The organism is Methanosarcina horonobensis HB-1 = JCM 15518 (genome assembly GCF_000970285.1).
Taxonomy (GTDB): Archaea; Halobacteriota; Methanosarcinia; order Methanosarcinales; family Methanosarcinaceae; genus Methanosarcina; species Methanosarcina horonobensis.
This window is the reverse complement of record NZ_CP009516.1, coordinates 2,050,663-2,064,543: the sequence shown is the minus strand read 5'-3', so window position 1 is coordinate 2,064,543 and position 13,881 is coordinate 2,050,663. Positions and strand designations below refer to the sequence as shown.

General features: G+C 37.0%; 8 protein-coding genes. 3 read left to right on the top strand and 5 right to left on the bottom strand.

The annotated features are described in order from the left end of the window. Positions 1–7: 7 nt before the first annotated feature. Positions 8–1,165: a hypothetical protein gene (locus MSHOH_RS09065; RefSeq protein WP_048143319.1), complete on the bottom strand. Its 1,158-nt coding sequence runs from the start codon at positions 1,163–1,165 to the stop codon at positions 8–10. Positions 1,166–1,170: 5 nt separating this feature from the next. After that, positions 1,171–2,283 carry a site-specific DNA-methyltransferase gene (locus tag MSHOH_RS09060; RefSeq protein WP_239451295.1) on the bottom strand — a complete coding sequence of 371 codons (1,113 nt, stop codon included), beginning with the start codon at positions 2,281–2,283 and terminating at the stop codon, positions 1,171–1,173. A gap of 744 nt (positions 2,284–3,027) precedes the next feature. Between MSHOH_RS09060 and MSHOH_RS09055 the strand changes: the two genes are divergently transcribed. Continuing rightward, entirely contained in the window at positions 3,028–4,935 is a 1,908-nt protein-coding gene (locus MSHOH_RS09055; RefSeq protein ID WP_048139060.1) for a hypothetical protein, read from the top strand. A gap of 302 nt (positions 4,936–5,237) precedes the next feature. On the opposite strand, the gene MSHOH_RS09050 is transcribed toward MSHOH_RS09055, so the two are convergent. Next, on the bottom strand, positions 5,238–6,503 hold the full coding sequence (locus tag MSHOH_RS09050) for a HEAT repeat domain-containing protein (RefSeq protein WP_158024100.1): 1,266 nt from the start codon (positions 6,501–6,503) through the stop codon (positions 5,238–5,240). Between the two features lie 108 nt (positions 6,504–6,611). Between MSHOH_RS09050 and MSHOH_RS09045 the strand changes: the two genes are divergently transcribed. Both MSHOH_RS09045 and MSHOH_RS09040 read left to right on the top strand, forming a co-directional pair. Then, positions 6,612–6,971 carry a transposase gene (locus MSHOH_RS09045; RefSeq protein WP_048139059.1) on the top strand — a complete coding sequence of 120 codons (360 nt, stop codon included), beginning with the start codon at positions 6,612–6,614 and terminating at the stop codon, positions 6,969–6,971. After that, a complete protein-coding gene (locus MSHOH_RS09040; RefSeq protein WP_048138836.1) occupies positions 6,944–7,417 on the top strand; it encodes an IS5/IS1182 family transposase in 474 nt (157 codons plus the stop codon). The genes MSHOH_RS09045 and MSHOH_RS09040 overlap by 28 nt, the downstream gene beginning before the upstream one ends. 1,693 nt (positions 7,418–9,110) lie before the next feature. Here the strand turns inward: MSHOH_RS09040 and MSHOH_RS09035 are convergent. After that, positions 9,111–11,297, bottom strand: a complete 2,187-nt coding sequence (locus MSHOH_RS09035; protein WP_048139057.1) for a DEAD/DEAH box helicase — start codon at positions 11,295–11,297, stop codon at positions 9,111–9,113. A 551-nt stretch (positions 11,298–11,848) separates the two neighbouring features. Then, positions 11,849–13,756 carry a threonine--tRNA ligase gene (locus MSHOH_RS09030; RefSeq protein WP_048139055.1) on the bottom strand — a complete coding sequence of 636 codons (1,908 nt, stop codon included), beginning with the start codon at positions 13,754–13,756 and terminating at the stop codon, positions 11,849–11,851. Positions 13,757–13,881 lie beyond the last annotated feature (125 nt).

Here is a 13,881-nt window from a genome sequence, read left to right as displayed (position 1 = left end):
AAAAGAATCAACCATATCGCCTCATTGAAACATCAGACTTAAATCTCCATGAATCTATTATTGGTTGTTTTTCTGGCGGCAACAAATCTCTAACCGCTGAGTATATCTCATCCTGGAAAATTTCTAAATCAAAGTCCACGACTTGAGCATATTCATGTGCCTTTTGTAGGCAGAGTGGATAAAAGGGAACTGGAAATCCATTGATTGCGTCGTTAAGAAGGTACCCAAAGATTTCAGAAGAATGAGGACTCTGATGTGAAAAAATATCTACTGCCCAAATAGGATCTCCACTCATTTTCCCAAACCTTACGAGATACATATCCCCAGCGACAAATTTTGGAGCTTCAGTTTCTTCACCTTCAACTTCCGCACCTCGAGCATATTCTTGCCAGATATAGGCTTTTGCCTCTAAATCTCGTGGAATCCTAACATACCAAGCATCTCCAGAGGGGAATATATCTTCAATAGCCATAGCGAGCTGGTATCTATCAATAACTTTACTATGCTTGGCAAGCCCTACTAAAAAAACCCGTCTTTTATCTTCTTGTTGGATTCTTATGATTGCTTCTTCAACATTTTTCCGCCATTTGATAAATAGATCTTTAGAAAAAATTTTACTTCTTAAGAGCCCATCTCTAACAATAAGAGTATCTGTTGCAAAAGTTGTGTGGCACAGGCGTTCATATAATACAGCCCATTCACAAAGATCACGGTAAACCATTACCCAACCGGGTTTGACAGAATGAGGATCACTTCTAATTTTTGCGCCTTTTGGGATCATCGGGCTTAATCTGTGAAGCTTAGTAACTCTTAACCCCCTCATCATTTTTCCAAGCGCTGTTCTTGGGGTGCCATCTGGATTAAACTGACAATCACTTAATTCATCAGTATCAGTTGAAGGAGACACAGCGTCAAGACACAACTCTTTGCCATATGAGTCAGTGACACGGATTAATTGTACATAAAATGGATCAAAAGCAAGTTTGTTATTACCGCCATCGCTGGCTACTAGAGACACCGCAGTTGTAGAGTAAGGTTGAATTCGATGTTTATCGGGAGCAAAATATCGAACTTCTTTTCTTAAATTATCCAATAAAAATCTGTCAGCTTTTGCTCTATCATTAATTGCTTTTTTCAAAGGGGGTAATGTATTAACATCAAGCAAAAAAATCACCTTAAAACTGCGTATAAATCAATCTCTCTTTGTATCTCTCCTACGTTTTTTGAAAACTGATCTGCTTGTCTTTTTCCTTTTGGTATACTGCCGGCATATTTAACGGTTAATACTTTCCAACCACAATTCGATTTTTCTAACGATGCCCTCAATAGTTCCGTTGGATTTACTGGAGAACTAGGTAAGGCTCCAAAACGTATTACGAGTTTAGCTTCTGGGGCACAGACATCAGCTACATTTTTCCATACTTTCCCTAATTCTCCCACAAATGTCTCCTGAGATGAGTGAGATAATTGCCCTTTGACAGAGTAATCAATTTCAGGATTTCCTCCTAAGAACCAATTCCTTAACCATTGGTCTTGAACGTACGTTTTCATCTGATAATAAGGAGGAGAAGTAATTACCCAATTAAATTCGTATACAGAACAGTCATTTAAAGGATAGCTACAATCGGCTTTAAAAATCTCTCCACCTGTAGAGGGTGGTAAGTGTGAGAACGAATAATGTGCTTTTCTAATTATAATATCTAAAATATTTATTTCGAGAGGAACTAGATGGTTCTTTTCCCAGAATTTTATAGAATAATTGGGTTTTGATGCATAGGTCCTTGGCATTTGATTTGATAAGTAAGAAGGAGTTTTTTTATTCCTCGGTCCATGCATTGTTCCGAGGACGATAGCTCTCAATGCAACTTCTTCATTGCTTTCACATCTATCTAAAAAATATTCTCGCAATTTACAAACTTGATGCAATGTAGAAGGATGGTAGCAAAGATCCCAAAATTCTCCAATCGGGGTATCTTCTGGTTTCTTTTTACTTTTCAGTATCATCTTGCATAGTTCAATAATTTTCTCAGGGGTTGTGTGTACAAGTTTTGCAGATGCAATAGCACATGCAACAGGGTTTGTATCAATCCCAACTGATTCCATTCCTCTTAAGCGAGCTGCAAAATTACTTGTTCCCCTTCCACAAAAGGGATCCAAAACTTTTTCTTTCGAATTTGCTTTCCTTAAGACTCTAAAGGGGAAATCAAGTGGAAACATAGTGTAATATGGACAAATAGTATTAAGTCTCAAAAATGGATTACTTTTTTTAGGAAGAATTTTCAAGGGAAAATTGAGACTATTTTTGTTATTATATATTTTGTCCATTGTATCCTCACTTATGCTAAATATTTAATCATTCTTTTTAATTCTATAAATAATTTAATAGATGGTTTGATTATTTATAGAAAAATAAATTAGTTGTGTAAAAAACTCAAGGTTTAATTATTAATTTATCTTCGAATGTAAAACCCATTCGAAAAGTTTTATAATTAGTTTGTATATATAATATGAGCCTTTCATATGTTGGATACCTTGTGTTTTAGTAACAGCTCAATAATTAGCTTAGTCTCCTTTCAAAGAATAAAGAATTAGAGTTATTCTTTTAAATTATAACAATGCTTGAAAGGAAATTTTGGTTTCTAAGGATATAAGAAACGAGACTGCTGAATATAGTATGAAAACTCTGTCTTTCCATTCAATTCACTTTAAATATATTTTTCCTGCCGGCGGTCTGCTTAAATCTACCCCCAATACGTTTGTCAAGATAAAGTTAAGAAAAAGTGAAATTCAAAATCCGTGATTTTTGCAGCTTTATAAGGGGCACTTTGCAGGACTTTTTTCACTTATTTAATTAATCAGAAAGAAATAGAGGTTCTATTAAACGATTTCATTAGGTTATTTTTATACTTTTTTTAGTGGGGAACTTAAGTAAACATTATTTAGTTTTAATTTAAATAATTGGAGTTATACATTTGTTTTCATACCAGATGAAAAACAATATATAGCTGTTAACAAATTTATATCCCCATGCCAGTAAAAGCTACTTTGAAGTATCATGTTCCAGGTTTAGGAGAATTAAAATCAGATCTTTATGAGAACTCTTCAAAGGCTTATAATTTATTGAAAGAAAATGGTCATATAGATCGATTGAAAAGTATTGATCAATTAGGCGTTATTAGAAATGTCTATGAGGGAGCGCATCACTCTAGATGGGAGTATGTAATGCTGCAATTAGGAGTTCTTCATAGACTAAACACGACAGATTTTGATCTTGGTTTCAAGCCTTCAAAAGGTACAGGACTTAGTTCAAATGTGTCTATTGGAAACAACAAACCAACCTACTTTGAAATTATCCAAATGTGGATTTTGTTGTTAAACATGGGTCATCTTCCAGGTACTTTTTCGAGCGAGAAAGCACTTATCAAATGCATAAAAGAGGACTCTAAATTACAAAAAATTGTTTACGATAGTCTCCCGTCTGAAGGCACAAAGAAGTATTTTGAAAAAATTATAGAAAACGAAAGTATATATGAATTCCATAAAGTTTTATCTTTTTTCTATTTAATTAAATACAAAGAAAAATATGCAGAATCCGATCCAGATTTAACGGAATATTTAATAAAAATTTTAGAATATAATTGCATCGGGTCTTATGTTATTGATAAATATCAAGAATATGATGACAGCGACAAAGAAGCTTTTGAAAGAGCGAGGAAGCATTTAAAACAAATCTTTTTTAAAGTTAGACAAATTTCTTATTTGTATTTAGATTCTAAGTATGGACCTACTCCTTTTAATTTTGAATTGGAAACTGTACTAATCAATTTGCCTGAATATGTGAATAACCTGTTCATTGATGGTGATAGTTATATTTCTCAAAGCATAAGCGACTTTGATAAACTACTTTCTGCAACTATATATTTATCAGAAGACTCTTTACAAGCTCATGGTCTTCATGTAAGAAAAACTGTTGATCATATAAAGAACCAATGCATTGATGAAAGTATATATGATTCTGATCGATTACTAGAATTTTTAAAAGACAGCTCTAATTTTCAATACAAATATAGCTGTTTAGAATACTTAGATACAAATACAAAAATAAAGTTTTCAATAAACACAAGTCTACCAAATAACTCTGAGTATGCCTTTGATAAACATGATAGAATTTTCAAAGATATTTTAAACTTTGATTTAGAAAACTGCTTAAACACAAAATATGGAATAAAAGAGTGCATTGTTTCAGTAGAACCAAGTATAAAGCAGGATACTTTCAATATAGCATTTTCTTTTTTTAAAAGCTGTACTACAGTAAAACGTCTTGAAATACTTGGAGAATTGATGGGAGATCTAATTAGATTAAAGGAATTAGTGCATAAACAACAAATATATCATGTAAACGGTTTTGAAAAAATATATTCAAAATTTATTTTATACACCTTAAATCAAATCTGCAGAAATGATTGTATTTTTAAATATAATAACTATGACGTATTGGACTTACCTTGTATCGGAGGTTTTGACTCAACTCAAACATCTGAAAAGTTAATGAAGTTTCTAGAGGAGTCAACTTTAATAAATAACAGTAGAAGACATGAACTCATAAGTTTGGGAAATGCTATTCAAGAAGTTTGTCATAATGGTCCAATACTTGTTTGTCCAAATCAAATAAAGGTCTTAGATCGAAAAAGAAACGAACTAACAGATATAGATGGTATAGGGTTTGGCTATAAAGACAAAAGACTATATCTTTTAATTACTGAAGCAAAAAAACAAAAAATTGGATGCATTGCTGATGCAAGAAAACAACTTTTACTAAATGTCAACGAAAAATTAAAAATTAATTGTAGTGGCATAAACTTAAAAGAAGAGGATATAAAGACAACACATAAAAACGTATACTGTTATATACCAATCAATGATGAAGTCTCTTGATTATGGGTTTCCATTTCAAGTTCTTATATCATACAATTTTTCCTTTCCTTGCTGCAATCAAATATCTTAACTAAATCAAGACAAAACCCACGATTTTTGCATCTTTAAAGGGCACTTTACAGGACTTCTTTAGATTAAGTGGTTCTTTTTCCTCTTGAGGAGGTTTTTCTGATTCAATTGAAAAACTATTGGCTGAATACCGTATTCATGAGAGACGCATGAGAGGCTCATACATTGGTTGATATAATGAAGAGTTAAGTAATAAATGGCAACACTCTGATTGTTGAGCCAAATTCTGAGGTTCAAAAAAGATTATCTTTTATTTTTTTAATCAGTGTTGTAGATAAACTTGACAGTTTAATTCCCTCATTTCCCTGAATTTTTCCTTCGATCTCTCCTTTTTCTTTATCTGAAAACTTCTGAAGGGGAATTGTTTTTGTGACTTTAATGCCATTCCCGTAAAAATCTGCTCCCAGAGATATTGTAAGATCTGTATGAGATTCAGAAAAGTGGACGATTAGCTCATCAAGCTTTTTCTCCATTGAGTCTATTTTTTGTTCCATACATAATTTGGGAATCAACGGAATGAGAGTAGATACCATTCCATACTGCTTTGGAATGTCTTTTTGTTCCCTAATTTGTTGGATTCTATCGAAAATATGCTGATTTTCAGGTACTTTAGGAATACTTGATTCTAAAGCAAAAACAAGGTTTTCAACATACCAAGTCATTTCTTCCTGGCTACCAATCTCCCATTTCTGAACTTCTCGACTGATAGCGCATGCAATTTCTTGTGTTGGAGTACCTTCAGATTCCCGACACACGATCTTTGCTTTTTCTTGTATTTCTTCGAAGAGTGGTTTTAATTTTCTATTGAATATAGGAAGACCTTTTCTTATCAATTCTGTGGTATAAGGTGATACTTTTTCTGTATAATTGAGCAACTCAGCGGTCTGTTCACAATATATCCTACAAAAATTAAGTTTATCTTTTTTGGCATTGAGATCCATTCTTTCAAAATTCTGAACTTGCTTTAATACGTTTGCAAGGTTTTCAACTGCTTTGAGGAGTAATTTCTCATTATGGGATTTTACTATTACATTTTTTGCTTCCGCGAGATATTTTTCAATTTCATTTTGCGTTTGTTTTTCTTCATTAAAGATTATCGTGTAGAATGAACGGTAAAACGGAAGGCAAAATTTGGATGGATTAATGAATCTAGAATTTATAGAGGCTTGTTCAAAAAAAGTTATGGCATTTTTTAGTTCTTTTTCATATTCTTTATCGGTTTCCGCTTGAGATGCTTTAAATATACAGATTCTTCCTAGGGAGTGAGTTGTGGAACTTCTTACTTCATTTTCTTCATTTTCTTTAAGCTTTATTAGTTCTTGCCATGCACATTTTTTGTCAGGAATATATGGAAAAATGGAGCCAATCGAGTATGCTGCAAATATTCTTACATCACAAAAATAATCATGCGTAAGAATTTGCAAATCTTTGGATGCCTCATACTTATTCGGGACAAAAGGAAATGCTCTACCTAGCGAATAAGCAATACCTATGCGCACTTGAAAATCGTCATGAAAAACTAAATCGTGTAAATCATCCCATGCTTTCAGTTTATTAGGGAGCCTATCCCAAAAGTAATATTATGCTGAAATTATAAATATAGTTATATGTCATTCCATGAAATCGATGACGTTCTATGGGAATCAATAAAGCCTTATCTTCCTCCTCAGAAACCACATACAGGAAGACCACGTGCAAATATGAGGAAGTTAATGAATGGTATTTTGTACGTTGTTATGACAGGTTGTACATGGAAAGATGTTCCTCGCCGCTATGGTTCTAAATCAACCGTTCATAGATTCCACCTCTACCTCTGTGAACATGGAATTTATCAGGAAATCTTTAATGAACTTTTAAACAAAGGTTATGATTTGAAGAAAATAGATCTCTCTCATTGTTTTACTGATACAAAGGATATTCCGACTAAAAAAGGGGGAATATCGGCTACGACGGTCATAAAAAAGTAAAAGGAATAAAATTAAGCGTTTTAGTAGACTTACAGGGTCTACCTCTCTCTATAATTGTTGTTCCCGCAAATGAGAATGATTCAACACTTTATATACCTACACTTAAAAATTTCAAGATAAAAAGACCTGTAGGAAGGCCTGTTAACAGGCCTTCAAAAGTAACAGCTGATGGAATGTATGATACAGCTAAAATTAGAAAATATAACAGAAAAAGAGGAATAAAGTCCAATATACCAGTAAATAAAAGAAATAGGAAGAAAAAGAAGATAGGAAGACCAATAAAGGTAGATCAGAAAGAATACAAAATGAAAAGTATAGTAGAAAGGTTCTTTAGCTGGATAGAGTCATGTAAGAAAGTATTTCCAAGATATGAAATAAAAGAGGAATCATATCTAGGAGTCGTAATGGTAGCAGCAGTAATTAGATTAAATGAAGTTTTGGGATAGGCTCACAATATATTCTTTTCTTTTGTTAGGGCATGTATGTTGCTATCTTTTTGTTAATTTTATAGTTTAGTGAAGAAAAAATATACAGATTATTTGCTAAAAGTAGGTCAAATTCTTGACATCAATTAGAGCTATAAAATTTCGTTATTTTTTATGAAAAAGAGAATCGATTTAATTAATGTTAATCAGAGCGATGAAAATTCATCACCGTAATAAATGTATAGGAGAAGACTAAGAGAGATTTTTGAATGTGAAGTTCAAACAAACCTTCCAGAGCACATGGAAAGTTCAAAATAGTGGACGATCGCGCAATCCGGCCTAAAGTGATGGAAGAGCACCGGAATATCTCCTTGCAAGAATTACGTGAAATTATTCAGGAAAGTAAGTAAATTACAGAGAGAGCACTAATCCAGAAAAACTATGTTGCCGGATAGGCCGGAAAAAAGGAAGCTATGTTTTTCTGGATAACAGCTTTCCCTCCCTGGTTTATAGAATATTTTCTTCGCAGAGATTTTTCCTTTCCCTGAACCTTAACCTTTTTGAAGATAAACAATTCAAACGCTGGCAGTGTGTTGAATTTTCTGTGTACTTGTAAATCTCAACTCACTTTCCGCAGATGTCCTTTCAATTTTTATAATTTTTCTTGCTATCGTTTTTTCTGGAAATCTCCTTGGTTACTCAAGCAAGTGTTTTTTAAATGTCCTACAATTCTCGACCTTTTGCCTTCATTAAAAGCTTCCAGCAGCCATTTCCCGAAGATTCAGTTGGGATAATAATTAAAGATATTCGAATAATTCTCCAAAAACGATAACAGGAAAAATGTTATTTTTTTGAAGACATCTGCGGAAAGTCAGCTCAAGAAGTTATCCGCGCAAAAACTCAATATAAGAAAGTCTGTTTATTCAGCAATTACAGAGACTGGACTTCGAATTTACAGAAAATTCGCTACGCTGTTATTTTTCCTGTAAGTAATTCTTCTTTTGGAATACCTTCCTCTATATCCGCAGACTATGAAGATACAGCCTGAGTTTGACAGTTTAATTTTTATGTTGAAAGGTCGTTTTCATATCTGTTGGAATAATAAGTAATATTATTTTAACAAATTTTTGCCCATTTTTTACGATTCAATTTGACAGATAATTCTCTTCCTCTTGATGGCTATTTTCATAATTTTTGATCAAATTTTTGGTATAGAATTTGACAGATACCATGAATCTCAGATAAAATATAGATACCATCCAAAAAACCAGATGCCAAAAGTGTTAAAATTGGACAAAAATCTCTACTAATTTACCTTATAGTGATTGTGAAGCTGAAAAATCAGAGGCAATTTGATGAAATTTATGAATGCTGTCAATTGGTTTTTGACAAAAAAGTCGAAGTTTCTCACTAAATTTAATTTATACTGTCAAACTAAGGATACAGTCCAGCTTTGTGAAATGTTTTAATGTTTGTCAAGACTCTTTTTTTCCTTAATTTTCTGTCTTCTTCTTTCCGTTTCTTTTTGAGGAGGGCTGCCAGACAGGCTGGCAGAGGCTCTATTACCTATATATTCAAAAGCGGCTTCCAGGATTAATAAAGTACGTACTAGCTGGCAAGCCGTTTCAGTCCTGCAAGGCGCAGAAGAGAAAAACAAAAGCTCCTACTTCGGATGTGCCGAATAATATAAATCGATTAATCAGGAACCATCAGATTACTTTTGCCGGATGATATTTTTAACACGCCTGTCCCATTCCGTGGACTCGAAAAGCTCCTTCAGTTCCGGAGAATCTTCAATAAAGCAGAAGCCCCAGTAAACCGCAGGCAGAAACTCACGTTTCCACTGCTCCTTTTTCTTCTTATCAAGGAACTGATAGGTTTCGGAAGATGAGAGGCGGCTCACAAAACCGAGCACTTTTACAAGGTCGGGAATGGTCTTCTGGGCAGAACCGAGCTTAAGGCATTTAAGCCTGTAGCTATCTATTTTTCTCATATCAGGTTCAAACCCCAGAGTCCTTAGAATTTTGTTTTTCTCGGGCATAGAGATACGCTCGCCTTCATACTTCAGGGAATTCAAGGCCTGAAGTTTCAGGAGCCACTCGACTTCCCCGAAGACCTTGGGCTTGTGCTGCCTTGAGACATCCCCTAACCTGCGGTCTTCATAGGCTTCTCGCTTGAGCTTATTTGTCTTGCCTGAAAGCTCAGAAAGCTCTTCGGCGTCCCTGAGTTCCCTTACTCTGAACCGCAAGGTAGCCCGCATAAGTTCTCGCTTTTCCCGTTCAAAAGCTCCTACGTCCTTTTCTTCGGTCAGAGCGAGCAGGCGTGAGAAATACTTTGCCCTGAGCACGGTTGGGGGGAGCCTTACAGGCACTTCTCTGATTTGAGCGCCTTTTCCTTTCCCTTTTCCGAGAGCACTGAAGTCTACCTTATTAATCTCTATTTTTCCTTCCTCAATTGCTCTTGCCGCGTCCCCTTCAGAGAAAAGTTCTTCAAGACGGATTTCGGGCTGGAGCATCTGAACCTGGTCAACCTTTTCCCCGTTAAAAACTCCTTCTCCGAAGCGCTGGTAGAGGGAGTCTATGCTGTCCGAGATCTCAAAGATATTTCCTTTATCCTTTCCGGAAACAGGAGAAAGCCTTGTAACCCTTCCTACCTGCTGCTCAAAGAGCCGCATGCTCAGGGTAGGACGCAGCAGGATAAGTGTTTCGAGGCCCGGAAAATCAAAACCTTCTATCAGCATGCCGACCGTACATAAGATATAAGGCGGTTTTTCTGCGTCCCTGAAAGCTGCAAGAAGGGCGCTCTGTTCATCTTTGGGCAGTTCTGAGGTTATAAAAGCTGAGTCTTTGAATTCCCCTTCGGGGGTATAATTATCAAAATCGAGAGGTAAAACAGGATCAAGGTCCTTTTCGAGCTTAGGAGCTGAGATTTCTCCGTTAAAGACCGAAGCAGTGAGTTTTGCATGAAAAGCATTGATCTCCTCTCCTTCTGCCCCGGCTCCATAGACTCTTTTCCGGACAGGAGCGCAGAATACAAGCGTCTTTGCGTTCTTTTGTTTTACCATCGAATCGTACACATCTTTTGCAAGCTGCGTTCTTTTAACTACTTTTTTCAGTTTGTCAGCTGTGCTGCAGTCAAGGAAAAGGTCCTGCCTGTCAAGTTCATCCAGTCCTTTTTCAAAATCAAAGATCTCAAAGATATCTTCCGAACTTTCTGCTATCGTGTACTTAAGGGGTGCAAGTTCGTTATCAAGGATACACTCAGGCAGGGTCTTTGCATAGACCTCCCTCATGTCTCCTGCAATCTCGTCTACAAACTTGACGTTTCCGACAACACCCTGGAAAGGAGTTGCGGTCATCCCCAGGATTTTAGTCCGTTCTCCGAACTCATTGAGGAAATCATTTCCCCTGTTATTAATGAAATTGTGGATCTCGTCAACTATTGCAAGGTCGGTATACTCAAGAAGCAACTCTTTGATCTCGGATGCTTGTTTTCCGAGAACAGTCTGCAAAGAGGCAAAGAGCACAAAACCTTTACCTTTCTCCTGTCCTGATTTTCTTAGAGCTTCTGCAATCTCTTTTCTCGCTATCTTCTGTTCGGAAGAGAGGAGAGCACTATTTGGAAAAAGAGGCCTGTCTTTTTTCCTGTCATAGTAAGTCTGGCTCAGGAGAGGATTGTTTTTTGAGATCAGGAAAAGTACAAGTTTTCCGTCTTCGTAGTGTTTTTTCATTATATGCTTTGCAAGAAAAGTTTTACCCCAGCCCGTTGGAACTTTAATATAGCCTCTCTGATGGGTTTCAAAATATCCCAGAATTTCCTTAAAGATTCTCTTCTTATCTTCCCTCAAGGGCTCGAGCTCGACTGTTTCCATGCCGGCTGCGGCTTCATTTGAAATTGTCATCAGTACGCTGTCCTTATGCTTTTAACTCTATGAGATATTAATGAGATATTTAATACGCTGAAAACCAGAAAGCTACCTTTCAAAGAGTTTTCCGGAAAACTGCATGTTCCATGCACAGGAAACAGTGCATGGAACTGGAAAGATTCTAAGAATTAACTCCCCTCACTTAAAATAATGAATAAAAATCTTCAGTCAAGAAAACTTAGACTAAATCTGGACTATCCCTTTTCATCATAAAATCGAAAAGAGTATGTCTGAACTTCTTTTAATTAAAAGGAATCCCATTTCAATAATAATAACTACGGCAATATAAGAATTACGGCGGTATAAGAATTACTATAATATAAAGTTGCAGAATATATAAAACTGTAGGATATAATAACTATAAAGATATAAAGATTTTGAAAGTATATGATTTAATGAATTAAAGAGGATTTAAAGAATTAAAGGAAAAGTCAAAGGAAAGGCTCATTTCTGAGCAGGTGTCCTTTGAAACTTTTCAAGTTTTCCGGAAAGTGAATCTAAACAATCCTAGATAAAATTCAAATTGTTTAGAAGAACTTCGGTCTTGCAGAAAGGTATTTTGCCAGCGGCAGCTTCCTGTAGGGTTTGCCAGCGGTTTCTTCTTTTATGCGGACATTGAGTTCTTCCGGAGTCATCTGGATTTTTTGCGGTTTATTTTGTTCGGATTCTTCACGGATAGTTACGTTAATCGTGCCTTCTTCTATTTCCTTATCTCCAATGACCACAACATAAGGCACCCATTCCCTGCCAGCTTCCCTTACCTTCTTTCCTATTGACAGGTCGCGGTCGTCAACATCAACCCTGCAGTCCAGTTTCCTTGAAACCTCTTCGGCAAAAGTGATGTGCTTTTCTGAAACAGGTACAATCCTTACCTGAGTGGGGGAAAGCCAGACAGGCAGCATCGGAACTTTTCCTTCTTCAGTTTCCATCGCAGCTTTTTCAAGGAGAGCATAAATGCATCTTTCTATTGCACCGCTTGGAGAGCAGTGGAGCACAGTCGGCCTTTCCAGCTTACCTTCGGCATTCACATAAGAAATATCGTACCTCTCGGCATTTTCCACATCGATCTGGACAGTCGAAAGTGCACTGGCTTTGGCAAGGGCATCTACAAAGTTAAACTCGAACTTGAGCACGAAGTAGAAGAAACGGGTGTCCCACATCTCAACAAGCACGGGCTTGTTGACAGTTTTTGCCATGCTGACTACAAGGTCTTTATTAGATTCGTAGAAATCCCTGGTGAAGCGGATCGCAACTTCATAATCATCGACATGGATTCCTATATTTTCAAGCACATCGATGCAGAGGTCATACTGTTCTTTGAACTGGCTTACAGCCTGGTCCATGTCCTCGCAGAGGGTGTGCATATCCGGCATGGTAAAAGCCCTGAGCCTCCTTAATCCCACAAGTTCCCCACGCTGTTCTTTTCTAAAACTGTAGCGGGTCATTTCGATCATCCTGAGTGGCAGGTTCTTGTAAGATATCGTCATGTCGTGGTTCATAAGGAACTGTCCGAAACAGGCTGCAAAGCGCAGGAACATCTGCCGCTTGTCCGACTCTATGGAGTACTGCCTTGCAGGGAATCTGTCAAGGTACTTCTTGAGGGTCGGGTGGTTCATGTCGTACATCAGCGGAGTTTCGACTTCCATTGCCCCGAACTCGGTTGCGACATCAAGCACGTAGTTCTCAAGGAGGGATTTGACAAGCCTTCCCTTGGGGTAATAACGCATGTTTCCGGAGTCGGACCCTGGCTCGTAGTCTGCAAGCTCAAGCCTGCGCATAAGTTCTACATGGGGAGGGGCACGCTCAACTGCCCTGCTCTTGGAGATTTCATAATTTACAAACTGCTGAAGTTTGGGGTAAGGGGCAAGGTCAAAACCTTCGATCTCATGGAGTTCTCCATCCGGAGTCAGGATGCGCCAGTAAGACCTGGCAGTGCCTTCGGCTTTCAGGGCTTCGGAAACGACCTCTTCTTTTTCCCCGGCTTCTTCGGTTTTGGCTGCCGGTTTTGCCGCACCCTGGGGGCGGATGCTCCGGGACAGTTCGGACAGGGGATGTCCTTTACAGCTTACGGTAAAAGCTTTGTACCAGCCGAAAGGAGCTCTTTTAACCTCGTATTTAGCTGAGAGAGCTGTTTCCATACCTTTTAAAACCTGAACTGCAACTTTAGGAGAAGAAAGGTCAGAACTCAGGTGGGCGTAAGGATAAAGCATTATACGGTTTGTTTTGACCTGGGCTGCAACTTTTTCAATTTCAGAAACAGCCTTTTCTATGGCTTCTTCCGGATTGGCTTCATCCACACTTTCCACAGCCGTAAAAGCCGTGAGAGCTTCCTCAAGTCTTCCCGACTTCAAGGACTCTTCTATTTTTTCAGCAACTGGAGTTTGTTTTTTGGTTTCGTATTCAATATAATCAGAGTGAATGAGCAATAACTGCATTCTATCACCTGTGTTTTCTAAGCCGAATATGGATTCCGAATTTGCTTCGGTTCTCGGTCAAACAGAGAATCAAACAGTATCGAATCAAACAGTATTATGATTCAGTATTATAACTTAAATGACTT

Excerpts from the sequence above, each read along its gene's own strand:
- MSHOH_RS09030 (WP_048139055.1), bottom strand. The coding sequence starts at position 13,756 with ATGCAGTTATTGCTCATTCACTCTGATTATATTGAATACGAAACCAAA.
- MSHOH_RS09055 (WP_048139060.1), top strand. The coding sequence starts at position 3,028 with ATGCCAGTAAAAGCTACTTTGAAGTATCATGTTCCAGGTTTAGGAGAA.
- MSHOH_RS09045 (WP_048139059.1), top strand. The coding sequence starts at position 6,612 with ATGTCATTCCATGAAATCGATGACGTTCTATGGGAATCAATAAAGCCT.
- MSHOH_RS09035 (WP_048139057.1), bottom strand. The coding sequence starts at position 11,297 with ATGACAATTTCAAATGAAGCCGCAGCCGGCATGGAAACAGTCGAGCTC.